This is a genomic window from Sphaerisporangium sp. NBC_01403, from assembly GCF_045040145.1.
Classification (GTDB): domain Bacteria; phylum Actinomycetota; class Actinomycetes; order Streptosporangiales; family Streptosporangiaceae; genus Sphaerisporangium; species Sphaerisporangium viridialbum.
Map to the genome: position 1 here is coordinate 2,448,543 of NZ_CP109534.1, position 23,365 is coordinate 2,471,907.

Below are 23,365 nucleotides of genomic sequence, written 5' to 3' on the forward strand. Positions count from 1 at the left end.
CGAGTGTCGAGGTGTGCTTTCATGGCAACCGTGGCCACTCCGCTCCAGTACGGCGACCCGCCCCGGCTGGGCGCCTTCGTCGTGCAGGCGCGGCTCCAGGCGCTCGCCACGGGGTTCGTCTACCTCGCGCAGGACGCCGGCGGGCGCGCGGTGTCGATCGCGCTGCTGACCCGGGGCGCCGCCCTCGACGCGGCGGCCCGCGAGCGGTTCCTCACCTCGATCCGCCAGGCCGGTCCCGCGCGCGGCGTCCGGGGCTGGGTCGCGCGTGCCCGCGGGCGGGGCGTGGCCGCCGCCCCGCAGGTCATCGCCACGGACGACGGGCCCGCGCCGTGGGTCGCGGTGCCCTACACGCCGGGCGGCGTGGGCGCCGAGTGGTTCCTTGAGTCGGTGCTGGTGAGCGGCACGCTGATCGGCGAGTCCCACGGGCCCGACTTCGTGCCGTACTGGCTGGGCGACCGCGCCCCGGCCGTCCCGCTGCCGCCGCCGCCCGCGCCGCCGGCGACCGAGACCCGCCGGGCCGTGCTGGTGGCCATGTCGGCGCTCGTGGTGCTGCTGACGCTGACCGGGGCGATCGCGTGGCTGCTGCTCGGACGGGGTGACGAGCTCCCGCCGCCCGCAAGGCCGCTGCCGCCGACGATGTTCGTGCCGACGCCGCCGCCCCTTCCCTCGCCCGACGACACCCGGAAGCCCTCGCCGAGCCCCTCCCCGGGGGACAGCGGCAGCGCCTCGCCCGGCCCGAGCCTCCCCGGCGACGACCCGGGCCAGGCGATCTGACGACGGTAAGCGCCCTGGGCGGCTCCGCGCCCGCCCTCGAGCTTGGCTCGACTAGCCCGCGCGGTCGGGGGCCTTCCCGGCCAGGGCCGCGGCCGGCGCGGGCTTGCGCACGGCCGGGGCCGCCAGGGCGACGAAGATCGCGAGCAGGGCGGGGACGGCGAGCGCGCGGGGCAGGTCCAGCACCTCGGAGGCGGCGCCGATCAGCACGGGCCCGGTGAGGAAGCCCAGGTAGCTGAGGCTGGCCACCCGGGCGAGCGCCTGCCCCGCCCGGGCCGGGTCGCGCGAGCCGGCCGCCGAGAACACCTGCGGGACGATGCACGACAGGCCCGCGCCGAAGCAGCCGAAACCGATCACTCCGGCCAGCGGGTGACCGATCAGCAGGGCCGCCGACAGCCCCGCCCCGGCCAGCAGGCCGCAGCACCGCACCAGCGCGACCGGGCCGAACCGCGCCGACAGGCGGTCGCCGACCAGGCGCCCGGCGGTCATCATGATCGAGAACGCCGCGTACGCGGCGGCGGCGAACCCCGCCGAGCTGCCGAGGTTCTCCCGCAGGTAGACCGACCCCCAGTCGGCGGAGGCGCCCTCGCCCACCATGCAGCAGAAGCCGAGCACGCCGAGGAACAGCGCCCCCTGGACCTTGACCCGGGAGGCGGGACGGCGACCCTCTCCCGGCTCTGGCGCCGTCGGGCGCTCCGAGGGGGCCGGGGGGATGAGGTGCGCCCAGCGGGCGGTGAGGAGCGCCGCCGCCGCGAGCACGACGCCGGTGGCGGCCAGCGTCGGCCAGGCCCCGACCCCCGCGTGGGCGAGGACGCCGCCAAGGGCGGCGCCCGCGAAGCCTCCGATGCTGAACACCGCGTGGAAGGACGACATGAGCGGCCGTCCCCAGGCCCGCTCGACCTCCACCGCGCCGGCGTTCATGGCCACGTCGAGGCTGCCGTGGGCGGCGCCGAACAGCGCCAGCGAGGCCGCCAGCGTCAGCAGGTCCGGCATGGCGGCCGGGAGCAGCAGCACCGCGCCCTGGGCCACGGCCAGCGGGATCATGACGCGGGCGCTGCCGTACCGGTCGACCAGGCGCCCGACGAACTGCATCCCGGCGAGCGCTCCGGCCGCGATGGCGAGCAGGGCGAGGCTGAGCTGCCCGTCGCCGAGCGCCAGCCGTTCCTTCAGCGCCGGGATGCGGGCCGTCCACACGCCGACGGAGACTCCGGGGATCAGGAACATGACGTACACCGCGAGGCGGGCCCTGCGCAGGGCGGGGCCGCGTTCTGCCAGGACGGTCATGCGGCGACGCGAACGGTGACGCCGGCGGCGGTGAGCGCCTCGTGCTGGTCGCGGGGGATCGCGGCGTCGGTGACGAGCACGTCGACGCGGCCGGGCGGGCAGACCGTGGCGAACGCGGTCTGGCGGAACTTCGAGGAGTCGGCCGCCACGATCACCCGCCGGGCGGAGCCGATCGCGGCCTGCTTGACCGCGACCTCCGAAAGGTCGTGGGCGGTCAGCCCGTGCTCGGCCGACAGGCCGCAGCAGCCGATCACCGCGGTGTCGAAGCGCAGGGAGCCGATGGTGCTCACCGCCAGGGGCCCGGTGATGTTCAGCTCCCCGTGCCGCACCTCGCCGCCGGGGAGCACCAGCCGTACGCGCGGGGCGTCGCTGAGGGCCTGGATCGACTGGACCGACAGCGGGAGCACGGTGAGCCTGCGGTCGTGGATCTCCCTGGCGACCGCCAGCGCCGTGGTGCCTCCGTCCAGCACGACCGCCTCCCCATCGGCGAGCAGGCGCGCCACCTCGGCGGCGATGCGGCGCTTGGCCTCCGGTGCCTCGTGCTCGCGCACGCCGAACGGCGGCTCCTCGCCGCGCAGCAGCAGGCTCTGGGCCCCGCCCCTGATCCTGCGGACGACGCCCTGCTGGGCCAGCTCGTCGAGGTCCCGGCGGATGGTCATCTCCGACACGCCGTGCTCGGCGGCGAGCTCCGCGACCGACACGCTGTCCGACGTCATCAGGGCATCCATGATTGCCCGCAAGCGATCCATGCGTTCATATGAACATTGTTGGTGTTAGTTTGGCAAATCAGGGAGACTGGGCGGTATGCGCGCAAGCAGGCTCCTGTCCCTCCTCCTGCTGCTCCAGACGCGCGGCCGGATGACGGCCGCCGAGCTCTCGGAGGAACTGGAGGTCTCGGTGCGCACCGTGTACCGCGACGTGGAGGCCCTTTCGTCCTCCGGCGTCCCGGTCTACGCCGACCGCGGACCGGCGGGCGGCTACCGGCTCCTCGACGGCTACCGCACCCGGCTCAACGGCCTGACCGCCGAGGAGGCCTCCTCGCTGTTCCTGGCGGGGCTGCCCGGCCCGGCCGCGGAGCTGGGCCTCGGCGAGGTGGCCGCCGCCGCCGAGCTGAAGCTGCTGGCCGCCCTGCCGCCCGAGCCCCGCTCGCACGCCTCGCGCATGCGCGACCGGTTCCTGCTGGACGTGCCCGGCTGGTACCGCGACGCCGACGACGTCCCGCACCTCGGCACCGTCGCCGACGCCGTGTGGGAGGGGCGCGAGATCCGCATGGTCTACCGCCGCTGGGGCCCGTCCGAGGTCGTGCGGCAGGTGCGCCCGTACGGCCTGGTGCTGAAGGGAGGCTCGTGGTACATGGTCGCGGCTCCGGACGACGCGCCGGCGCGCACGTACCGCGTCGCGCGCGTGATCTCGGTGGAGGTGCTGGCCGAGCGCTTCGCCCGCCCGGAGGACTTCGACCTGGCGGACTTCTGGCAGGCCTACTCGGCCGACTTCCGCGACCGCATGTACACCGCCGAGGCCACCGTACGGCTGGCGCCCGGCGCGGAGGGCCTGCTGCGGGTGACCATTGGCACCCGGCCGGTGGACACCGCGCTGGCGGACGCGGGCCCGCCTGGCGAGGACGGCTGGAGGGTGCTGCGGCTGCCCGTCGAGTCGGTCAGGCACGCCTGCTGGCTCCTGCTCAGGATGGGCGCGAGCCTGGAGGTGCTCGGCCCGCCCGAGCTGCGCGAGATGATGGCCTCGACCGTGTCGGAGCTGGCGGCGGTGTACGGCGCGGGCGCCCCCGCGTCTCTCACCCGGCCCGCACCGCGCTGAGGCCCGCGTCGTACGGCCGGGACCTCACACGGCCCGCACCGCGCTGAGGCTCTCGTCGTACGACTGGAACGCCGGCGCGCCGACCGCGTGGGGAGAGACCACCACGACCGGGCACCGGGCCCCCATGACGCACGCGGCGAGCACCGGGGCGGCGGTCACGGGCGTGCCCGGCTCGGGCCTGCGAATGCCGAGCACGAGCATCTCGGCGTCCTCGCAGTGGTTGAGCAGCACCTGGGCGGGAGGGCCCTGCGCCACGATGGGCTCGATCGAGGGGGCCACCTGGGCCACGATGGCGCGCGTCTGCGCCCTGGCCGCCTCGTACTCGTCGTCATGGGAGCGCCAGGAGCCCATCGGCGCGTACGAGGCGCGATGCTGCCCGGACCACTGCCAGGCGTGCACGGGCTGGAGCACCGCGTCTCGCAGCCGGGCCTCACCGAGCGCCCAGAGCAGTGCGGCGGTCGCGGCGGGGGAGTGGCTCACGCCCACGACGATGCGTGGCCGGGTCGTGTTGTGCGTCACGGGAACCTCCTCCCCATCGAGCATCGCCTGCCCGGAGTGACGTCCCGCCAAAGTGCTGGGAAAATCACCACTAAATGTCACATTTTCTGCACAGGTCGTGACGGCTCTCTGTGAGGGTCTGGAAGCCCGTGCCCGGCGGGGGATCCCGGCTCTGAATCTACAAAGTAAAGGCGTCAGGAACGTGGCCCGGCTCCGTTCACGGCGGCCTCGATGCCGTCGAGGACGACGGCGAGGCCGGCCTCGAAGGTCTTCCTCGCCTCCCGCTCCAGATAGGGCACCGTGTCGTCCCCCGCCGCGTGCTCGTCCTCGGCGGCCTTGAGCTGCAGCCAGGTCACCATCGGGAACCGCTCGGCGAAGTCGGGCGCGACCTGCTCCAGAAGGGACGAGCGGGCGAACCACCACTCCTCGTCGGACACCCCGGTCGCCGCCGCGGCCTGCCGTGACTCCGCGATCGTCTGCGCCGCGCCGCGCACGAAGTGGAACAGCGTGCCGACGAGGCGCCGCAGCACCCCGGCGTCCAGCCCGGTCTCGCGCAGGACGCGCAGCAGCGTCTCGAGCGAGACGTACTCGTTGGGGCCGAGCACCGGGCGCGCCTGCGACACCTGCAGCACCCAGGGATGGCGCAGGTAGAACGCCCAGGTGTCCTCGGCCCAGGCCGTCGTGGCCGGCCGCCAGCCCGTGCCCAGCTCGTACCCGGTGGGCAGCTCGGCCAGCGCCCGGTCGTACATCAGGTCGACCAGCTCGCTCTTGCTGGGGACGTAGGTGTACAGGGCCATGGCCGTGCGCCCGAGCCGCTCGCCCACCGCGCGCATGGACAGCGCCGCCATGCCCTCGGCGTCGGCGACGGCGATGGCGGTGTCCACGATCAGGTCCACGCTCAGCCCCGGCTTGGGGCCCGGGCCGGTGCGGACCGGCCCGGATCCCGCCGCGCGCCACAGCAGGGCCATCGAACGGTGCGTATCGCCCTGTCCCGCGTAGACGACCACTTGCAACTCCTTATGGCATAAAGTAACTTTGTCAGGCTATCTCTTTATGGCGTAAGGATATCAGGAGCGATCATATGGATCCCGATCAGCCCAGCGGGTACGGGCGGGACGCCGCGGACGGCCACGACGTGATCGAGGTGCGCGGGGCCAGGGAGAACAACCTGGCGGACATCTCGCTGGACATCCCGAAGCGGCGGCTCACGGTCTTCACCGGCGTCTCGGGGTCGGGAAAGTCCTCTCTGGTCTTCGGCACCATCGCCGCCGAGTCGCAACGCCTCATCAACGAGACCTACACGGCGTTCGTCCAGTCGTTCATGCCGAGCCTCGGCCGGCCCGACGTCGACGCCCTGCGCAACCTCAGCGCCGCGATCGTCGTCGACCAGGAGCGCATGGGGGCCAACTCCCGCTCCACGGTCGGCACGGCGACCGACGCCCACACCATGCTGCGCATCATGTTCAGCCGGCTCGGCACCCCCCACGCCGGCACCTCGTCCGCCTTCAGCTTCAACAGCGCGGAAGGCATGTGCCCCGAGTGCGAGGGGCTCGGCCGGGTGTCCGACATCGACGTGACCCAGCTCGTGGACGTCGGCCTCTCGCTCAACGAGGGGGCGATCACCATCCCAGGCTTCGCGGTCGGCTCGTGGTACTGGCAGATCGTGGCCCAGTCGGGGTTCTTCGACCCCGACGTCAAGCTGAGGGACTACAGCCCCACCCAGTGGGAGGACCTCCTGCGGTACAAGCCCGCCACCAAGATCAAGGTGGGCGGCGTCAACACCACCTACGAGGGGCTCGTCGTCAAGGTGCGGCGGGTCTTCCTCGACAAGGACCGCGAGTCGGCGCAGCCGCACATCCGGGCGTTCCTCGACCGGGCCGTGAAGTTCACCGGCTGCCCCGCGTGCGGCGGCACCAGGCTCAACCCCGCCGCGCTGGCCGCCACGATCGGCGGGCTCAACATCGCCCAGTGCTCGGCCATGCAGATCGGCGACCTGGCGGCCTTTCTCAGGGGCATCGAGGACGAGTCGGTCGCGCCGCTGCTCGGCACGTTGCTCAACACGCTGGACTCACTGGTCGAGATCGGCCTCGGCTACCTGAGCCTCGACCGCGAGTCGGGCACCCTGTCCGGGGGAGAGGCCCAGCGGGTGAAGATGGTCCGCCACCTCGGTTCCAGCCTCACCGACGTCACCTACGTCTTCGACGAGCCCACGGTGGGGCTGCACCCGCACGACATCCAGCGGATGAACGACCTGCTGCTCCGCCTGCGCGACAAGGGCAACACCGTCCTGGTCGTCGAGCACAAGCCCGAGGTGATCGAGATCGCCGACCACGTGGTCGACCTCGGCCCGGGGGCGGGCCCGTCCGGGGGGCAGGTGTGCTTCACCGGTGACCTGGCCGGGCTCCGGGGCTCGGGCACCCTGACCGGGCGCCACCTGGACAACCGGGCCCAGCTTCGCGAGCACGTGCGCACCTCTCACGCGCGGCTGCCGATCACCGGCGCGAGCCTGCACAACCTCAAGGACGTGAGCGTCGACATCCCGCTCGGCGTGCTCACCGTGGTCACCGGTGTGGCCGGATCGGGCAAGAGCTCGCTGATCCACGGCTCGCTTCGCGGCAGGGAGGGCGTGGTCGTGGTCGACCAGTCCGCGATCCGCGGCTCCCGCCGCAGCAACCCGGCCACCTACACCGGCCTGCTCGACCCGATCAGAACCGCCTTCGCCAGGGCCAACGGGGTCAAGGCCGCCCTGTTCAGCGCGAACTCCGAAGGCGCGTGCCCCACCTGCAAGGGCATCGGCCTGGTCTACACCGACCTCGCCATGATGGCCGGGGTGGCCTCGGTCTGCGAGCAGTGCGAGGGCAAGCGGTTCACCCCCCAGGTGCTCACCTACAAGCTGCGCGGCAAGGACATCAGCGAGGTGCTCGGCATGCCGGTGGCCGAGGCACTCGGGTTCTTCCCCTCGGGTCCCGCCAGGGTCATCCTCGACCGGCTCGACGCCGTGGGCCTGGGCTACCTTGCTCTCGGGCAGCCGCTCACGACCCTGTCCGGGGGCGAGCGGCAGCGGCTCAAGCTGGCCATCCACATGGCCGAGAAGGTCACGACGTACGTGCTGGACGAGCCGACCACCGGCCTGCATCTTGCCGACGTGGGCCGGCTGCTGGCCCTGCTCGACCGGCTCGTCGACGACGGCGACACCGTCATCGTGATCGAGCACCACCAGGCCGTGATGGCCCACGCCGACTGGCTGATCGACCTCGGCCCCGGCGCCGGTCACGACGGCGGCCGGGTGGTGTTCACCGGCACCCCCGCCGACCTCGTCGCCCATGGGGACTCGCTCACCGCCCAGCACCTGCGCGCCTATCTCAAGGGCGCCGGAGCATAGCGGACCCCACCTATTGTCTTATGGAGGATTCGATGGACCTGGCCGTCTCGTTGATCACGGTCACCGATGTGAGGCGCGTCACCCCGCACATGGCGCGGGTCACCTTCGACGCGGGTGATCTCGCCGCCGCGATCGGCGACGAGCCCGACCAGCAGGTGAAGCTCTACTTCCCGAAGCCGGGCCAGGCGGTGCCGAGGCTTCCCGAGCCCGGCGGTGACTTCATGCGCTGGTATGAGGCCTTCAACGCGATCCCCGAGGACGAGCGGCCGTGGATGCGCAGCTTCACCATCCGGGCCGCCGACCGTGAGCGCAAGACGGTCGACATCGACTTCGTGCTGCACGGGGACGCCGGCCCGGCGGCGCGGTGGGCGGAGTCGGCGCGGCCCGGTGACGTCCTCGGCAGGTTCGGCCCGTCGGCGATGTTCGCCCGGCCCGTCCCGCTCAGCGCCGCCATCGGCGCGAGCGACTGGCTGCTGCTGGCCGGGGACCAGGCGGCCCTGCCGGCGATCGGCACGCTGGTCGAGTCGCTGCCCGAGGGTTTCCGGGCCGTGGCCTACGTCGAGGTCGGCGGCGCGGCCGACGAGCAGTCGTTCGCCTCGCGCGGCCAGGTGAGCGTCCACTGGGTGCACCGCGGGCACGTGCCGCCCGGTCACGGCGACGCGCTGCTCCAGGCCGTGCGCGGGGCGGAGTTCCCCTCGGGGCGGGTGTTCGCGTGGCTCGCCGGCGAGGCGGGCACGGTACGCGCGCTGCGCCGGCACCTGGTCGGCGACCGCGGCGTGGACAAGCGGTCGATCGACTTCACCGGCTACTGGCGGCTCAGGCTGACCCAGGACGACGCCCCCACCCAGCAGGACCTCGCCGACGCGCAGGAGCTGCTGGCACGTGCGCGGGAGATGTCGGCGGACGCCCAGGCCCCCGAGAACGGCTGACATTGAGGAGGCAGGTGAGCCCCTCCCGGTGGGGTTCGACCCCACGTCTGACGCCGGGCTCGCCGGCCGATCGAGCGGACGGCGCGAGCCGTCCTGGACGGAGGATCCTTTGATCATCGAGGCGCGTGGGCTGCGCAAGACGTTCACCGCCCGGCGGGGCCGTGGCAGGACCGAGCAGGTGGAGGCGGTCAGGGGCGTCGACCTCGAGGTGGAGGCCGGGCAGATCTTCGCCGTGCTCGGGCCCAACGGCGCGGGCAAGACCACGACCATCAGGATGCTGGCCACCCTCATCCCGCCGACGGCGGGCACCGCCAGGGTCGCGGGCCACGACGTGGCCAGGGAGCCGGGCAAGGTGCGCCGGAGCATCGGTTACGTCGGCCAGGCCGGGGGCCTGGACGAGAACTCGCCGGGGCGCGCCGGGCTGGTGTTCGCCGGGCGGCTCGGCGGCATGTCGCGCAGGCAGGCGGAGGCCAGGAGCGAGGAGCTCCTGGCCGCGTTCGGCCTCGCCGAGTTCGCCGACCGGCCCGTCAGGACGCTGTCAGGCGGCCAGAAGCGCCGGTTCTCCCTCGCCGTCGGCCTGGTGAACCGCCCGCCGCTGTTCTTCCTGGACGAGCCGACCACCGGGCTCGACCCGCAGAACCGCGCCAACCTGTGGGACGAGGTGCGCTCCCTGCGCAGGCAGGGCACCAGCGTGCTGCTGACCACCCACTACCTGGAGGAGGCCGACGCGCTCTGCGACCGGCTGGTCATCATCGACCACGGCCTGGTGGTGGCGGAGGGCAGCCCGGCCGAGCTCAAGAAGGAGGTGGCGGGCGACGTCGTCACCCTCAAGCTGGGAGACGGCGCCGAGGACGTCGCCCCCGGGCCCGGCCGGGCGCTCTCGGCGGGAGGGCCCGGCGTGAACGAGTCCGCCCGGGCGCTGCTGTCCGCGCAGCCGTACGTGCGAGAGGTCCGCACCGAGGACGAGACGTTGCGCGCCTACGTCGACGACGGCGAGCACCACCTCCCGCATCTGCTGCGGGCTCTTGAGGACGGCGGCCTCGCCATCCGGTCGATCTCCCTGGACCGGGCCACGCTCGACGACGTCTTCCTGCGCCACACCGGACGATCGCTCCGCGACGCGGACTGACCGATAGGACCCCCCGTGTTCCGACAGACCCTGCTGTTCCTCGACTACGAGCTAAGGCTCACCCTGCGCAACCCCGTGTGGCCGCTGTTCGGGCTCCTGCAGCCGGTGATGTACCTGCTGCTGTTCGCCCCGCTGGTGGCCAACACGACCGTCGGCGGCACCATGGCCGACACCCTCAAGCTCTTCACCCCCGGCGTGATGATGATGATCGCGCTGTTCGGCTCGCTGTTCGTGGGCTTCGGCATGATCAACGAGATCCGCAACGGCTATCTGGAGCGGCTCGCGGTCAGCCCCGCCTGGCGCCCCGCGATCGTGCTCGGCCGCACCCTGCGCGACATGCTGGTGCTGGTCGTGCAGGCGCTGCTGGTGGTCGGCCTGGCGTGGCTGATGGGCATGCGGGCCAGCGTGCCGGGCCTCGCGGTGATGCTGCTGCTCATGGCGGCCACCGGCCTGCTCGCCTCCGGCCTTTCGTACGGCATGGCGCTCGCGCTGCGCGACGAGAACGGCATGGGGCAGATCATGCAGTTCTTCGCGCTGCCGCTGATCTTGCTGACCGGCATCATGCTGCCCATGTCGCTCGCGCCGGAGTGGATGCGCACCCTGGCCAATTTCAACCCGCTCTACCACGCGGTCGAGGCGGGCAGGTCGCTCTTCGACGGCGACTTCACCGACTCCTCGATCCCGCTGGCCTTCGGCCTCACCCTGGCCCTGGGCGCCCTCACCATGACCTGGTCGGTCTCCTCGATGAAGAAGCTGGCCGGCTAGCCGGGCCCGGCCGTGCGGTTCTCCCGGGCAGGGCCGGGAGAACCGTGTCACGCGGCGGGTTCAGGACCTGATCTGCGGGAGGGTGTTCGTCGGGTAGCGCTCGCCGGCGACGGCGTCCCTCGGGGCGGCCTTCTCCAGGGCGGCCAGCTCGTCCTGCGTCAGCGCGATGTCGAGGGCGGCGACGTTCTGCTCCAGGTAGGTGCGGCGCTTGGTGCCGGGGATGGCCACCACGTCCTCGCCCTGGGCGAGCACCCAGGCCAGGGCCAGCTGTGCCGGGGTGACCCCCTTGGCCTCGGCCACCTCCTGGATCTGGGTGACCAGCCGGCGGTTGGCGTCGAAGTTCTCGCCCTGGAAGCGGGGGTTGTGCGCGCGGAAGTCGGTGGCGTCGAACTGGTCCGTGCTGGTGATCGCGCCGGTGAGGAGCCCCCGGCCGAGCGGGCTGTAGGCGACGAGCCCGATGCCGAGCTCCCGGAAGGTGCCGAGGATCTGGTCCTCGGGGTCGCGGGTGAACAGGGAGTACTCGTACTGGCCTGCGGTGATCGGGTGCACGGCGTGAGCGCGGCGCACGACGTCCGGCGAGGCCTCCGAGATGCCGAGGTGGCGCACCTTGCCCGCGGCGACCAGCTCGGCGAGCGCGCCCCAGGTCTCCTCGACGGGGACCGTGCTGTCGACGCGGTGCTGGTAGTACAGGTCGATGTGATCGACGCCCAGCCGATCGAGGGAGGCGTCGCACGCCTGGCGGAGGTAGTCGGGCCGGCCGTTGACGCCGATGCGGGTGCCGTCCTCGGCGCGCTGGATGCCGAACTTCGTGGCCAGCACGACCTCGTCCCTGCGTCCGGCGATCGCCCTGCCGACGAGCCGCTCGTTGGTGAACGGCCCGTACATGTCGGCGGTGTCGAGGAAGGTGACGCCGAGGTCGAGGGCCCGGTGGAGGGTCGCCATGGACTCGGCCTCGTCGCCCGGGCCGTAGAACTCGCTCATGCCCATGCATCCGAGGCCGAGAGAGGAGACGGTCAGGCCCTGTCCGAGGGTTCGCTGCTTCATACGTGGTTCTCCTCGATGCTCTTGCGGTAGATCTGGATTTTGTGGTCGATGAGCGTCAGGTCGTCCCGGAGCTGTTCGATGCGGGAGGCGACCTGCGCGCGGTGGGCGAGGAGGAGTTCCAGGCGTTCGCCCGAGGTCGGGACGCCGCTGCCGGCGAGCTCGGCGTAGCGCCGCATGCCGGCGATCGACATGCCCGTCGCGCGGAGCCGGGAGAGCAGGACCACCCAGTCGAGGTGGCGCTGGGTGTAGCACCGGTGGCCGTTGACCCCGCGCGGGGGCGGGGAGGGCAGCAGGCCCGCGCGCTCGTAGTAGCGCAGCGTGTGGGCGGTCAGTCCGGTGCGGCGCGCGACTTCGGCGATGGTCATCCCCTCGTCCATATCCTCCAGTCTCGGTGTTGGAGCGCACTCCAAGTCAAACCGATCATGGGGACTTACTTTGTAAAGGCGCCATGTCCTGGGAGTTCCCCGAAGGCTCGATCACGCTAGATGAGTTCCTGCCGACATGAGTAGTCGACGTCCAGGTGTGAAACGGCGCCCGGAGGTTAGTCGGGCGGCTCCGCCAGCCGCTCCAGCCGGGTCCAACTGACCCAGCCACGCTCGCGCATCAGGTCCAGCATCCGCTCCGCCCGCGGGTCGGACTCGACGGCAAGTGCGTCCAGAAGGTCAAACGGTAGACCGTCGTGCGCCACGTCGCCGAGGTTGATCTCGCCGGAGGTGTATGCCTGCTCGGCCATGCCGGCCATGATGTCTGCGACTTCCTCCAGACGCGGGTCGTCGTCTGCGTCGCTTTCAGAGATCTCCGACAGGACCCGATAGAGCCGAACGAGTTGCGGGTCATCGAGCTGCGCGAATTTCCCGGGCATAATCTCGCGGATGCGATCGGGCCAGCGAGCCGAAACCAGGATCCACCCGTCCCGCTCACCCTCCACCACCCGCTCTGACACCCCGATCTCCCGAAGCCGATCGAGAAAGGCGACCACTTCCGGCGGGAGCGCCAGACTGTCCCCGGCAGCGAGCTGCGCGATCTGCTTGCGGCTGATCTCAAGCCGTTCGATCTCCTCGCGCAGGTGGCTGTCGATCCTTTGGACCGCTTCGGCAAAGGTCGATGCGTCGGCTTCGAGCATCTGACCGATCCGAGACAGCGGCACCCCAGCGTTGGCGAGGGTGCGGATCTTGATGAGGGACACGACTGCCCTCGCGCCATACCGCCGGTAACCCGAAGCATCCCGCTCCGGCTCGGGCAGGAGTCCGATCTGGTGATAGTGCCGCACCGCCCGCACCGTGACGCCGGCATACGCCGCCAGTTGACCGATCGTCAGCATGCTCTGATCCTGCCCTCAACTCGCCCAGAGCCGGTCGACCCGGCTCAGGAGATCCTGCGACGGTAGGAGATGTTGGCGAAGATGTAGGCAACGATGAGGATGCCGACGCACCAGGCGAGGGCGATCCAGATGGCGGTACCGACCGGCTGCTGGGTGAACAGGTCTCGGATCGTGTTGACGATGGATGTCACCGGTTGGTGCTCGGCGAAGGCGCGCACCGGGCCGGGCATGGTGTCGGTGGGCACGAACGCCGAGCTGAGGAACGGCAGGAAGATGAGCGGGTAGGAGAACGCGCTCGCGCCGTCCACGCTCTTCGCGGTGAGGCCGGGGATGACAGCGATCCATGTCAATGCCAGGGTGAACAGGATCAGGATGCCGGCGACCGCGAGCCACGCCGGCACTCCCGCCCCCGAGCGGAAGCCCATGAGGAGGGCGACGAGCACGACGACCACGAGCGAGATCAAATTGGCGACCAGCGAGGTCAGCACGTGCGCCCACAGCACCGACGACCGCGCGATCGGCATGGACTGGAATCGCTCGAAGATGCCGCTCTTCATATCCAGGAAGAGCCGGAATGCGGTGTAGGAGATGCCCGAAGCAATCGTGATCAGCAGAATGCCGGGCAGTAGGTAGTTCACATACGAATCCGACCCTGATTTGATCGCGCCACCGAACACGTAGACGAACAGCAGCATCATAGCGATCGGCGTGATCACGGTCGTGATGATGGTGTCCACGCTGCGCGTGATGTGGCGCAGGGATCGTCCCAGCAGGACGGTCGTGTCGCCGACGAAATGCTTGGTCATCGTTGTTCCCTACTCGTCCGTGCCGACGCTGCGGTCATTGCCCGGCGTTCGCCGTCCTTGCCGTCGTCACCGACGATGGCGAGGAAGACGTCCTCGAGGGAGGGCTGCTTCTCGACGTATTCGACCTTGGCGGGCGGGAGCAGCTGCTTGAGCTCGGTGAGGGTGCCGTTCACGATGATCCGACCCTGGTGGAGGATCGCGATCCGGTCGGCGAGCTGTTCGGCCTCGTCCAGATACTGCGTCGTGAGCAGCACCGTCGTACCCTGCCCGGCGAGCTCCTTGACGGCCTGCCACACCTCGATGCGCGCCTCCGGGTCCAGCCCGGCCGTCGGCTCGTCAAGGAAGATGACCGGCGGATTCCCGATGAGACTCATCGCGATGTCCAGGCGGCGGCGCATGCCACCGGAGTACGTCGCTACCCTCCGGGTGCCCGCCTCGGTCAGTGAGAAGCGCCTCAGTAGGTCATCCGCGATCGCGCCCGGGTCCTTGACGTGCCTCAGCCTGGCGACCAGAACGAGGTTCTCCCGCCCGCTGAGGATCTCGTCGACCGCCGCGAACTGCCCGGTGAGACTGATGGACTCGCGTACGTCGGCGGCCTGCGTCGCGACATCGAAGCCGTTGACTCGGGCAGTCCCTGCGTCGGCCTTGAGCAGCGTGGACAGGATCTTCACCACCGTGGTCTTGCCCGCCCCGTTTGAGCCGAGCAGGGCGAAGATGCTGCCCCGCGCCACGTCGAGGTCCACACCGCGCAGCACACGCAGCTCCTTGTACGACTTCTCCAGGCCCTGCACGTGGATCGCAGGCCCCTGGACCTGATTGGTTGTTGGCGGGATGCTCATGACAGCCAGCATGGAGGGCTGACGCAGCGTCAAGGTCAAGCCCGCAGGGCAGATTCGATTCGTCCACTCAAATGGAAGCTACGGCCCGGCGCCCCGACGAGACTGGCTGACCCTTGTCAGGCAAGGAGAACGTCGTAGTACCCGGCGCCCTGCCGCGCGTCCTCGATCTGCCCGATCCGCTGGCGTTGGGCGGCGTCGGAGATGTGCTCGGTCTTCTCCTTGCGGATGTCGCGTGCGGCCTGGTCGGTGCGCATCGACGTGGCCGACTGATCACCGACCGGTGTCTATCCCTTGGAATTACTCATCTAGTGGACGGAGAAGCCGCCGTCGACGCAGATCGTCTGGCCGGTGATGTAGGCCGCCGCGTCGCCGGCCAGCAGGACGGCGGCCCCGGTGAAGTCGGCGGGCAGGCCGTTGCGCCCGGTCATGGATCGGGCCGCGAGGGCCTCGACGCGGCCGGGGATGGCCTGTGCGGGCTCGGTGAGCGGGGTGAGCACGAACCCGGGCACGATGGTGTTGCTGCACACCCCGTGCGGTGACCACGCCTCGGCCTGCGAGCGGGAGAGGCCGGTGATCGCGGCCTTGCTGACGCCGTACGCGCCGCTGTCGCCGAACGCGCTGATCGACTGCTGCGAGCCGACGTTGATGATGCGGCCCCAGCCGCGCGCGGCCATGCGGGGGCCGAAGTGCTGGCCGAGCAGGTACGGGGCGGTGATGTTGACCCGCATGGTGGTGTCGTAGTCGCCGGGGGTGAGCTCGCTCATGGGGCGGCGGATGTTGTTGGCGGCGACGTTCACCAGGATGTCGATCTCGCCGAAGAACGTGGCGGCCTGGTCGCACACGCGCTGGACGGCCTCGGGGTCGCCGAGGTCGGCGCTGATGGCGGCGGCGCGCACCCCGTGGTCGCGCAGGCGTTCGGTGGCGTCGGCCAGCTCGCGTTCCCTGCGGGCGACGATGACGACGGCGGCCCCGGCGCGGCCGATCGCCTCGGCCATGGCGTGCCCGATGCCGGAGCTGCCGCCGGTGACCAGGGCCGTGCGGCCGGACAGGGAGAACAGCTCCTTGAGGTAGCCTCCCGGGCCTGTCGCGTCGCGTGGGGAGATCATGGGGCCAGAAGTTATCACCAGGTGCCGTACAGCTCGGCGGCGGCCGTGCGGAGCTTGCGCATGACGTCTTCGAGCTGCCGGAGGGTGTCGAGGTCGAGGCGGTCGAGCAGGCGGCGGTAGCTGGCGAGGCCCGCGTCGGCGAGCTCCTCGGTCATGCGCCGCCCCGCGTCGGTGAGCTCGACCCTGCGGATGCGGCGGTCGCTCGGGTCCTCGCGGCGGGTGACGAGTCCCTGGGCGACGAGGCGGTCGACGATGCCGGTGACGGTGCCGAGGCCGGTGCCGAGGGTGTGGGCGAGCTCCTGGCCGGAGACCGAGCCGCGGTTGGCGAGGATGAGGGCGACCTTGAGCTGCTGCATGGTCAGGTTGAGGGCGAGCAGCGGCATGGAGCGGTCGTGGGAGAAGACTCGCGCGAGGGCGTCCTGCGACTCGCCGATCCGAGCGATCAGCTCTTCTCTCTCGTCCACTTCTACCTCTCGCCCGGGCTTGATCAGGTTACCAGGAGTTCACGGCGGAGCTAAATATTCGTGCAAGGCGAAGTGTTAGCATTGCCCAAAACTCCTGTCTTTCGCAAAGTCCCGGAAGGTCCACGTCTATGACTGCTTTGGCAAGGCTGAGCCTCGCCAGCCGCAGCCTGGTCATAATGATCGCGGTTGTGATCAGCGCGTTCGGTGCCTTCGCGATCCCCTCGCTGAAGCAGCAACTGCTGCCCTCGCTGTCGTTCCCGGGGGCGTTCGTCGTGGCGCCCTACCCCGGCGCCTCTCCTGACATCGTCGAGGAGCAGGTCACCAAGCCTGTCGAGAACAGCCTGCAGGGCATCGCCGGTGTCACCGAGATCACCTCGACCTCCCGGGAGGGCTCGGCCCAGATCCAGGTGTCGTTCGAGTACGGCACCGACGTCGAGGCCGCGGTCGGCAAGCTGCAGCAGGCGGTCGCGCGGCTCGGTGCCCAGTTGCCGAGCGGCGTGGAGCCGACGGTGGTGGCTGGCAATACCGACGACATCCCGGTGATGGTGCTGGCGGTGGGCGACGGCGGCGACCAGCGCGGCATGCTGGACAAGCTCGAGCGCATCGCGGTCCCCGACCTGCAGGGCGTCACCGGGGTGCGCGAGGTCGCGGTCACCGGGGCGAGCAAGCAGACGGTCGTCATCACGCCGAACCTTCTGAAGATGGCGTTCCTCGGGCTGTCGCCGGCCTCGATCCCCGAGGTCCTGCGGGCCAACGGCACGCCGATCCCGGCGGGCACGCTCACCGAGGGCGGCAAGGCGCTGACCGTGCAGATCGGGCGGCGCATCTCCTCCATCGACGACCTGAAGAACCTGTACCTGACGCCGCAGGCCCAGGCCGCGCAACCCCAGACCCCTTCGCGGGCCCAGGGCCGGTCGGGCGGCCAGGGGCAGGCGGCGGCGGGCGCCTCGCGGACCGGTGCTGCTCAGGCGGCCCCGGCTCAGGCGGCCCCGGCCGCACCCAAGCCGGTCAAGCTGGGCGACGTCGCGACGATCGAGGAGAAGCCCGCCGACGCGACGACGGTCACCCGCACCGACGGCAAGCCGAGCCTCGGCATGTCGATCACCATGACGCCCGACGGCAACGCCGTTCAGATCTCCCACGACGTGAACGGCAAGCTGGCCGGGCTGACGCGGGCGCTGGGCGACGCCTCCGAGATCACGGTGGTGTTCGACCAGGCCCCGTACGTCGAGCGGTCGATCGAGGACCTGTCGACCGAGGGCCTGCTCGGCCTGGTGTTCGCGGTGATCGTCATCCTGCTGTTCCTGCTCTCGCTGCGCTCGACGATCGTGACGGCGGTGTCGATCCCGCTGTCGGTGGTGATCGCGCTGATCGCGCTGTGGGTGGGGGACTACTCGCTGAACCTGCTGACGCTGGGCGCGCTGACGATCGCGATCGGCCGGGTGGTGGACGACTCGATCGTGGTGCTGGAGAACATCAAGCGGCACCTGGCGTACGGCGAGGAGAAGCGCCAGGCGGTGCTGACGGCCGTGCGCGAGGTGAGCGGCGCGGTGACCGCGTCCACGCTCACCACGGTGGCGGTGTTCCTGCCGATCGCGTTCGTGGGCGGCATGATCGGCCAGTTGTTCGCGCCGTTCGCGATCACGGTGACGGTGGCGCTGCTCGCGTCGCTGCTGGTCGCGCTGACGGTGATCCCGGTGCTGGCGTACTGGTTCCTGAGGGCGCCGAGGCTCTCCGCGGAGGAGGCACGGGCCGTACGGGCGCGGGCGGAGGCCAAGGAGCTGCGCAGTCCTCTTCAGAGGATGTACCTGCCGGTGCTGAGGTTCGCGACGCGGCGGCGGTTCGTGACGCTGCTCGTCGGGTTCGCGATCTTCTTGGGGACGCTGGCGCTGGCGCCCGGGTTGAAGACGAACTTCATCGACTCCTCGGGCAACGACACGATCTCGGTGACGCAGAAGATGCCGCCCGGCACCGATCTGGCGACCACCGACGCGGCGGCCAAGAAGGTGGAGGAAGTGCTCTCCGCCATCAGGGACATCGCGTCGTACCAGGTCAACGTGGGCACGGGCGGCGCGTTCTCCGGTGGCGTCGGCGGTTCGGCCGACAGGGCGTCGTTCTCTGTGACGGTCGCGGAGGGCGTGGACACCCCGGTGCTCGAGCAGACGCTGCGCGACCGGCTGGCCGCGCTGCGGGACGTCGGCCAGGTCACCGTCGGCGGCCAGGGCGGCGGCGGGTTCGCCTCCGACCGGGCCGAGGTGATCCTTCAGGGTCCCGACCAGTCGTCGCTGCAGTCGGGTTCCGACACCGTGGTGGCTGCCATGAAGCGCATCGACGGACTGCGTGACGTGACCTCCAACCTGGAGGCGAGCGCGCCGCGCGTCGAGGTCAGGGTCGACAGGCGGAAGGCGGCGGCCAAGGGGCTCACCGAGGCGGGCATCGGGCAGGCCGTCGCGCAGGCGTTCCGTGGCGCGCCGATCGGCCAGGTCACGCTGGACGGCCGGGCGAACGACATCATCCTGCGGGCCGGCGGCAACGCCCCAGGCGACCTGGCCGCGATACGGGCGCTGACGCTGCCGTCCGCGTCCGGCATGGTCAAGCTGTCCAGCGTGGCGGAGGTGCGGCAGGTCGCCGGCCCGACGCAGATCACGCGCAAGGACGGCGACCGCACGGCGTCGGTCTCGGCGGCGGCGACGGCGAGCGACCTGGGCAGCGTGACGGCGAAGATCACCGACAGGATGAAGTCGCTGACGCTGCCCGCCGGGGTGACCTACACCATCGGCGGGGTGAGCGCCGACCAGAACGAGGCGTTCGCGCAGCTGGGCCTGGCGATGCTGGCGGCGATCGCGATCGTCTTCATGATCATGGTGGCGACGTTCCGCAGCTTCGTGCAGCCGCTGATCCTGCTGGTGTCGATCCCGTTCGCGGCGACCGGCGCGATCGGGCTGCTGCGCGTGACCGACACTCCGATGGGCGTCCCCGCGCTGATCGGCATGCTGATGCTGATCGGCATCGTGGTGACCAACGCGATCGTGCTGATCGACCTGATCAACCAGTACCGCGAGCAGGGCATGGGCGTGGTCGACGCGGTGGTGGAGGGCGGCAGGCGCCGCCTGCGGCCGATCCTGATGACCGCGATCGCGACGATCTGCGCGCTGACGCCGATGGCGATCGGGCTGACCGGGTCGGGCGGGTTCATCTCCCAGCCGCTGGCGATCGTGGTGATCGGGGGCCTGGTGTCCTCGACGCTGCTGACGCTGGTGCTGGTGCCGACGCTGTACACGATCGTCGAGCGCACCAAGGAGCGCTTCCGCGGCCGTTCCGGCGGGACCCAGGACCCGGAGGTGACGGTGTACGACAAGGAGGCCCTCGCCTCCCGGTAGGTCGTACGCGGGCCCCGTCCCTCCGCTCGCGGGGAGGACGGGGCCCGCCGTCGTTCCCGGGCGGGACGGCGGGAGGTGGTGGGCCGGTCGCCGCCACCAGCGGCCGGGCCCCATAGACTGAGGCAACGTGACCGCCAAGCCGCGTATCCCCAATGTCCTCGCCGCCCGTTACGCCTCGCCGGAGCTGGCCCATGTGTGGTCGCCCGAGCACAAGGTGCTGGCCGAGCGGCAGTTGTGGCTGGCCGTGCTGAGAGCGCAGGCCGAGCTGGGCGTCGAGGTGCCCCCCGGTGTCGTCGACGACTACGAGGCCGTGGCCGCGAAGGTCGACCTGGGCTCCATCGCCGAGCGCGAGCGCCTGACCCGCCACGACGTGAAGGCGCGCATCGAGGAGTTCAACGACCTCGCCGGCCACGAGCACGTGCACAAGGGCATGACCTCGCGCGACCTCACCGAGAACGTCGAGCAGCTGCAGATCCGCGACAGCCTCGTCCTGGTGAGGGACCGCTGCGTGGCGCTGCTCGCCCACCTGGCGGACCTCGCGGCCGGGCACGCCGATCTGGTGATGGCGGGCCGCTCGCACAACGTGGCGGCGCAGGCGACGACACTCGGCAAGCGGTTCGCCACGGCGGCCGACGAGATGCTGGTGGCGTTCGCCCGGCTTGAGGAGCTCATCGCCCGTTATCCGCTGCGCGGCGTCAAGGGCCCGGTGGGCACCGCGCAGGACATGCTCGACCTGCTCGGCGGCGACCAGGCCAAGCTGGCCGCACTGGAGGAGCGGGTGGCGCGGCACCTGGGGTTCGCCACCGGCCTCACCAGCGTCGGGCAGGTGTACCCCCGGTCGCTGGACTACGAGGTGCTGACGACGCTGGTGCAGCTGGCGGCGGCGCCGTCCAGCCTGGCCAAGACGATCAGGCTGATGGCCGGGCACGAGCTGGTCACCGAGGGATTCAAGGAGGGCCAGGTCGGCTCCAGCGCGATGCCGCACAAGATGAACACCCGGTCCTGCGAACGGGTCAACGGCCTGACGGTGGTGCTGCGCGGCTACGCCTCGATGGCGGGCGAGCTGGCCGGCGACCAGTGGAACGAGGGCGACGTGTCGTGCTCGGTGGTGCGCAGGGTGGCGCTTCCCGACGCGTTCTTCGCCTTCGACGGGCTGGTGGAGACCATGCTGACGGTGCTGTCGGAGTTCGGGGCGTTCCCCGCCGTGATCGCGGCCGAGCTCGACCGCTACCTGCCGTTCCTGGCCACGACCAAGATGCTCATGGCGGCGGTGCGTGCCGGAGTGGGCAGGGAGACCGCGCACGAGCTGATCAAGGAGCACGCGGTGTCGTCCGCGCTGGCGATGCGCGAGAGCGGCGCGCCGAACCTCCTGCTGGATCGCCTGGCGGCGGACGATCGCTTCCCGCTGGACCGTCCCGCCCTGGACGCGCTGCTGGCCGACCCGGCGCCGTTCACCGGTGCGGCGGCCGGGCAGGTGGCCGAGGTCGTGTCGCGGGTCGGCGCCGTGACCGCCCGCTACCCGGAGGCCGCCGCCTACCGTCCGGGCGCCATCCTGTGATCCGAGAGCTCACCGAGGCCGGCGACGTCGTCTCGGCCTCCGGGGACGACTTCATGACGGTGTGGGCGGCGCAGGGGATGGGCCCCGGGGTGCGGGTGTTCACGTCCGGCGAGGCGATCGCCGTCGTGAGCCCCGGGTTGTCGCGCCGGGACCGGATGCTCGTCACGGGGCCGCTCGATGACGCGGTCCCGCTCGTGCGGCATGCCCTGGCCGAGTCGGGGCCCTCGTTCCGCCCGCTGGGGGAGGAGTCCCTGGTGCGCGGCCTGGCCGAGCGGGTCGGCGGGCTGCGGCTGGCGGGCGTGTTCGACTGGATGGACACCGGCGGCCCGCCGCCGGTCGACCCTGGCAAGGCGAGCTGGCTGGCCGAGGAGGAGTCGCCGGAGGTCGCCGCGCTGCTCGCCGACGCCAACCCCGGCTCCTACGCGGCGCCCGGCGTCCCGGGCGTACGGAGGTGGGCGGGCGTCCGTACGGACGCGGGGGCCCTCGCCTCCGTGGGGGCGGACGCCTGGACGGCGCCGGGGGCGGGGTTCATCGCGGGGGTGGCGACGGCCGTACGGGAGCGCGGCAGGGGGCACGCCGAGTCGGTCTGCCGGTTCCTGCTCGGCACGTTGCTGGCCGAGCACGGCCGGGTGGCCCTGATCGTGGACTCCTGGAACCACACGGCCATCGGCGTCTACGAACGCCTGGGCATGCGCCGCCGAAGCGTCGCCGCCGCCCACACCACCTGACGCACCGACCCTTGAGACATTCGGTCCGGCGGCACTTCGGTGGACGAGTACACCAGCCGGGGCACCCACACGGCCTCCGGCCGGCGTTACGAGGTGACGGGCATGGACATGGTCCACGTACGCGACGGCAGGGTCGTAGGACACCGGGCCCTCCGCGACAACACCGCCATGGACCGGCAACTCGCCCTCCACCAGGACCCCTGACACCTTCCAGACGTGGACCGCACTGGGGGTTTGCCGGGGCGGCCGATGTGGGCCGGGACCAGGGGCGATGGGCGGGCGGGGAGACCTTGGGAAGCGGCGGAGCTTCGTGGCTCTGGTCGGTTGATCTGGCTGACGCTTTCGGCCGGGGGATCGGGTGCCGCAAGAGGGCGTGGGAAAACCAGGTGAAGCTTGAAGGTTCGCCATGCACAGTTATTGAGTGATGTCCGATTTCGTTCCTGGCTTCGTTCCCGGCCGAGAGTTGTCGCGTGCGTTCTACGCGGAGGTGGTCCAACCGCTCATCGGCGAGGTGCCCCATGGTGCCGCGCTGATCGGCCCCGGTTCGGAGGTGCTCGCCTTCGACACCGAACGTTCGACCGACCACGACTGGGGCCCACGGGTCCTGGTGTTCGTGGAACCATCCCTGGTGGCCGGGCTGTCGGCCCGGCTGGACGGCGGGCTGCCCGAACGGTTCGGGGGATATCCGACGGCGTTCGGGTCCGACCGCAACCCGGTGCGGCACGGCGTCCTCGTCACCGGGTTCGGGTCATGGGCGCGCGCACGGCTCGGCTTCGACCCGCGCGGCGAGATCACCACGGCCGACTGGCTGGGAGCGTCCTGGCAGCGCCTGGCGGAGATGACCAGCGGCGAGGTCTTCCACGACGGGCTCGGCGAGCTGGGCAGGGCACGGGCGAACCTGCGCTGGTATCCCGGCGAGATCTGGCGGTACGTGCTGGCCTGCCAATGGCGGCGCGTCGCCCAGATCGAGAGCTTCCCCGGCCGGTGCGGCGAGGTGGGCGACGATCTCGGGTCGGTGGTGGTCACCGCCCGGCTCATCGAGGATCTGATGCGGCTGTGCCTGCTCATGCGCCGCCGCTACCCTCCGTACGCCAAGTGGCTGGGCAGCGCGTTCGCCCGTATGTCCGGGTCGGCGGAGCTGGGGGAGATGTTCGCGTCGGCGCTGTCCGCGCGGGGGTGGCGCGAACGCGAGGAGCATCTGAGCCGCGCGTACCAGCGGGTCGCCGCGCTGCACAACCGGCTGGCGCTGACCGAGCCGCTGGACGCCTCTGTACGGCCGTACTTCGACCGGCCGTTCCGCGTGATCGGCGCGGGCCGGTTCGCCGACGCGCTGCTGGACACGGTCGGCCCGTCGGTGCGGTCCCTGTCACCGGCGGGATCGGTGGACCAGTTCTGCGACAGCACCGACGTGCTCAGCGACCCCACCCGATCGCTGGCCCTGACCCGAGCCGTCCACGCCCCCGCCTGACCTGGTCAATCGCCTGAGTGTCCGGTGTCGCGAGAGGCACGCGTCGCCGAGGCTCGGGGACACCACCGGTGCCCGGGT

The 23,365-nt window shown here is 71.2% G+C and carries 23 protein-coding genes; 11 read left to right on the forward strand and 12 right to left on the reverse strand.

Annotated elements, in window-relative coordinates:
- Positions 1 to 21: 21 nt before the first annotated feature.
- A complete protein-coding gene (locus OG589_RS10800; RefSeq protein ID WP_405148351.1) occupies positions 22 to 774 on the forward strand; it encodes a hypothetical protein in 753 nt (250 codons plus the stop codon).
- 51 nt (positions 775 to 825) lie between these two features.
- On the opposite strand, the gene OG589_RS10805 is transcribed toward OG589_RS10800, so the two are convergent.
- Together OG589_RS10805 and OG589_RS10810 are read right to left on the reverse strand one after the other, a co-directional pair.
- Positions 826 to 2,055 carry an MFS transporter gene (locus tag OG589_RS10805; RefSeq protein WP_405148352.1) on the reverse strand — a complete coding sequence of 410 codons (1,230 nt, stop codon included), beginning with the start codon at positions 2,053 to 2,055 and terminating at the stop codon, positions 826 to 828.
- Positions 2,052 to 2,804, reverse strand: coding sequence for a DeoR/GlpR family DNA-binding transcription regulator (locus tag OG589_RS10810; RefSeq protein ID WP_405148354.1), 753 nt, complete (start codon positions 2,802 to 2,804; stop codon positions 2,052 to 2,054). The genes OG589_RS10805 and OG589_RS10810 overlap by 4 nt, the downstream gene beginning before the upstream one ends.
- A gap of 55 nt (positions 2,805 to 2,859) precedes the next feature.
- Here OG589_RS10810 and OG589_RS10815 point away from each other — a divergent pair, with 55 nt between their 5' ends.
- Positions 2,860 to 3,870 (forward strand): helix-turn-helix transcriptional regulator, encoded by a 1,011-nt coding sequence (locus tag OG589_RS10815; RefSeq protein ID WP_405148355.1) that lies wholly within the window; start codon positions 2,860 to 2,862, stop codon positions 3,868 to 3,870.
- A gap of 24 nt (positions 3,871 to 3,894) precedes the next feature.
- On the opposite strand, the gene OG589_RS10820 is transcribed toward OG589_RS10815, so the two are convergent.
- Positions 3,895 to 4,389 carry a universal stress protein gene (locus OG589_RS10820; protein ID WP_405148357.1) on the reverse strand — a complete coding sequence of 165 codons (495 nt, stop codon included), beginning with the start codon at positions 4,387 to 4,389 and terminating at the stop codon, positions 3,895 to 3,897.
- A 173-nt stretch (positions 4,390 to 4,562) separates the two neighbouring features.
- Positions 4,563 to 5,375 (reverse strand): TetR/AcrR family transcriptional regulator, encoded by an 813-nt coding sequence (locus OG589_RS10825; RefSeq protein WP_405148358.1) that lies wholly within the window; start codon positions 5,373 to 5,375, stop codon positions 4,563 to 4,565.
- A 74-nt stretch (positions 5,376 to 5,449) separates the two neighbouring features.
- Here OG589_RS10825 and OG589_RS10830 point away from each other — a divergent pair, with 74 nt between their 5' ends.
- The 4 genes from OG589_RS10830 (at position 5,450) to OG589_RS10845 (ending at position 10,573) form a co-directional block, all read left to right on the forward strand.
- Positions 5,450 to 7,750 (forward strand): ATP-binding cassette domain-containing protein, encoded by a 2,301-nt coding sequence (locus tag OG589_RS10830; RefSeq protein ID WP_405148360.1) that lies wholly within the window; start codon positions 5,450 to 5,452, stop codon positions 7,748 to 7,750.
- 32 nt (positions 7,751 to 7,782) lie between these two features.
- On the forward strand, positions 7,783 to 8,679 hold the full coding sequence (locus OG589_RS10835) for a siderophore-interacting protein (protein ID WP_405148362.1): 897 nt from the start codon (positions 7,783 to 7,785) through the stop codon (positions 8,677 to 8,679).
- A 112-nt stretch (positions 8,680 to 8,791) separates the two neighbouring features.
- A complete protein-coding gene (locus OG589_RS10840) occupies positions 8,792 to 9,808 on the forward strand; it encodes an ATP-binding cassette domain-containing protein (RefSeq protein WP_405152007.1) in 1,017 nt (338 codons plus the stop codon).
- Positions 9,809 to 9,823: 15 nt separating this feature from the next.
- Positions 9,824 to 10,573 carry an ABC transporter permease gene (locus OG589_RS10845; RefSeq protein WP_405148363.1) on the forward strand — a complete coding sequence of 250 codons (750 nt, stop codon included), beginning with the start codon at positions 9,824 to 9,826 and terminating at the stop codon, positions 10,571 to 10,573.
- Between the two features lie 60 nt (positions 10,574 to 10,633).
- On the opposite strand, the gene OG589_RS10850 is transcribed toward OG589_RS10845, so the two are convergent.
- The 8 genes from OG589_RS10850 to OG589_RS10885 all read right to left on the reverse strand — a co-directional run bounded on the left by OG589_RS10850 (position 10,634) and on the right by OG589_RS10885 (position 16,153).
- Positions 10,634 to 11,617, reverse strand: a complete 984-nt coding sequence (locus OG589_RS10850) for an aldo/keto reductase (RefSeq protein ID WP_405148365.1) — start codon at positions 11,615 to 11,617, stop codon at positions 10,634 to 10,636.
- Positions 11,614 to 11,982, reverse strand: a complete 369-nt coding sequence (locus tag OG589_RS10855) for a MerR family transcriptional regulator (RefSeq protein ID WP_405148367.1) — start codon at positions 11,980 to 11,982, stop codon at positions 11,614 to 11,616. The genes OG589_RS10850 and OG589_RS10855 overlap by 4 nt, the downstream gene beginning before the upstream one ends.
- Positions 11,983 to 12,158: 176 nt before the next feature.
- Positions 12,159 to 12,938 (reverse strand): MerR family transcriptional regulator, encoded by a 780-nt coding sequence (locus OG589_RS10860; protein WP_405148369.1) that lies wholly within the window; start codon positions 12,936 to 12,938, stop codon positions 12,159 to 12,161.
- Positions 12,939 to 12,982: 44 nt separating this feature from the next.
- Positions 12,983 to 13,744 carry an ABC transporter permease gene (locus OG589_RS10865; protein ID WP_405148371.1) on the reverse strand — a complete coding sequence of 254 codons (762 nt, stop codon included), beginning with the start codon at positions 13,742 to 13,744 and terminating at the stop codon, positions 12,983 to 12,985.
- Positions 13,741 to 14,583, reverse strand: a complete 843-nt coding sequence (locus OG589_RS10870) for an ABC transporter ATP-binding protein (RefSeq protein WP_405148373.1) — start codon at positions 14,581 to 14,583, stop codon at positions 13,741 to 13,743. Before OG589_RS10870 ends, OG589_RS10865 begins: the two co-directional genes overlap by 4 nt.
- Positions 14,584 to 14,699: 116 nt before the next feature.
- Positions 14,700 to 14,837 (reverse strand): hypothetical protein, encoded by a 138-nt coding sequence (locus tag OG589_RS10875; RefSeq protein ID WP_405148374.1) that lies wholly within the window; start codon positions 14,835 to 14,837, stop codon positions 14,700 to 14,702.
- 51 nt (positions 14,838 to 14,888) lie between these two features.
- Positions 14,889 to 15,689: an SDR family NAD(P)-dependent oxidoreductase gene (locus OG589_RS10880; RefSeq protein WP_405148376.1), complete on the reverse strand. Its 801-nt coding sequence runs from the start codon at positions 15,687 to 15,689 to the stop codon at positions 14,889 to 14,891.
- A gap of 14 nt (positions 15,690 to 15,703) precedes the next feature.
- Complete coding sequence (locus OG589_RS10885) at positions 15,704 to 16,153, reverse strand: MarR family winged helix-turn-helix transcriptional regulator (RefSeq protein WP_405148378.1); 450 nt, start codon at positions 16,151 to 16,153, stop codon at positions 15,704 to 15,706.
- A 176-nt stretch (positions 16,154 to 16,329) separates the two neighbouring features.
- Between OG589_RS10885 and OG589_RS10890 the strand changes: the two genes are divergently transcribed.
- The 5 genes from OG589_RS10890 (at position 16,330) to OG589_RS10910 (ending at position 23,287) form a co-directional block, all read left to right on the forward strand.
- Complete coding sequence (locus tag OG589_RS10890) at positions 16,330 to 19,533, forward strand: efflux RND transporter permease subunit (protein ID WP_405148379.1); 3,204 nt, start codon at positions 16,330 to 16,332, stop codon at positions 19,531 to 19,533.
- Positions 19,534 to 19,660: 127 nt separating this feature from the next.
- A complete protein-coding gene (purB, locus tag OG589_RS10895; protein ID WP_405148380.1) occupies positions 19,661 to 21,091 on the forward strand; it encodes an adenylosuccinate lyase in 1,431 nt (476 codons plus the stop codon).
- Complete coding sequence (locus OG589_RS10900) at positions 21,088 to 21,819, forward strand: GNAT family N-acetyltransferase (RefSeq protein WP_405148381.1); 732 nt, start codon at positions 21,088 to 21,090, stop codon at positions 21,817 to 21,819. Before purB ends, OG589_RS10900 begins: the two co-directional genes overlap by 4 nt.
- 39 nt (positions 21,820 to 21,858) lie before the next feature.
- Positions 21,859 to 22,023: an ester cyclase gene (locus OG589_RS10905; RefSeq protein WP_405148383.1), complete on the forward strand. Its 165-nt coding sequence runs from the start codon at positions 21,859 to 21,861 to the stop codon at positions 22,021 to 22,023.
- Between the two features lie 220 nt (positions 22,024 to 22,243).
- A complete protein-coding gene (locus OG589_RS10910; protein WP_405148385.1) occupies positions 22,244 to 23,287 on the forward strand; it encodes a DUF4037 domain-containing protein in 1,044 nt (347 codons plus the stop codon).
- The last annotated feature ends 78 nt before the right edge of the window (positions 23,288 to 23,365 follow it).

What these genes read in the sequence shown, in the direction of transcription:
- OG589_RS10870 (WP_405148373.1), bottom strand. Translation starts at nt 14,583, where the DNA reads ATGAGCATCCCGCCAACAACCAATCAGGTCCAGGGGCCTGCGATCCAC.
- OG589_RS10800 (WP_405148351.1), top strand. Translation starts at nt 22, where the DNA reads ATGGCAACCGTGGCCACTCCGCTCCAGTACGGCGACCCGCCCCGGCTG.
- OG589_RS10810 (WP_405148354.1), bottom strand. Translation starts at nt 2,804, where the DNA reads ATGGATCGCTTGCGGGCAATCATGGATGCCCTGATGACGTCGGACAGC.
- OG589_RS10815 (WP_405148355.1), top strand. Translation starts at nt 2,860, where the DNA reads ATGCGCGCAAGCAGGCTCCTGTCCCTCCTCCTGCTGCTCCAGACGCGC.
- OG589_RS10805 (WP_405148352.1), bottom strand. Translation starts at nt 2,055, where the DNA reads ATGACCGTCCTGGCAGAACGCGGCCCCGCCCTGCGCAGGGCCCGCCTC.
- OG589_RS10835 (WP_405148362.1), top strand. Translation starts at nt 7,783, where the DNA reads ATGGACCTGGCCGTCTCGTTGATCACGGTCACCGATGTGAGGCGCGTC.
- OG589_RS10910 (WP_405148385.1), top strand. Translation starts at nt 22,244, where the DNA reads ATGTCCGATTTCGTTCCTGGCTTCGTTCCCGGCCGAGAGTTGTCGCGT.
- OG589_RS10855 (WP_405148367.1), bottom strand. Translation starts at nt 11,982, where the DNA reads ATGACCATCGCCGAAGTCGCGCGCCGCACCGGACTGACCGCCCACACG.
- OG589_RS10890 (WP_405148379.1), top strand. Translation starts at nt 16,330, where the DNA reads ATGATCGCGGTTGTGATCAGCGCGTTCGGTGCCTTCGCGATCCCCTCG.
- OG589_RS10850 (WP_405148365.1), bottom strand. Translation starts at nt 11,617, where the DNA reads ATGAAGCAGCGAACCCTCGGACAGGGCCTGACCGTCTCCTCTCTCGGC.
- OG589_RS10875 (WP_405148374.1), bottom strand. Translation starts at nt 14,837, where the DNA reads ATGCGCACCGACCAGGCCGCACGCGACATCCGCAAGGAGAAGACCGAG.
- OG589_RS10830 (WP_405148360.1), top strand. Translation starts at nt 5,450, where the DNA reads ATGGATCCCGATCAGCCCAGCGGGTACGGGCGGGACGCCGCGGACGGC.
- OG589_RS10860 (WP_405148369.1), bottom strand. Translation starts at nt 12,938, where the DNA reads ATGCTGACGATCGGTCAACTGGCGGCGTATGCCGGCGTCACGGTGCGG.
- OG589_RS10880 (WP_405148376.1), bottom strand. Translation starts at nt 15,689, where the DNA reads ATGATCTCCCCACGCGACGCGACAGGCCCGGGAGGCTACCTCAAGGAG.
- OG589_RS10865 (WP_405148371.1), bottom strand. Translation starts at nt 13,744, where the DNA reads ATGACCAAGCATTTCGTCGGCGACACGACCGTCCTGCTGGGACGATCC.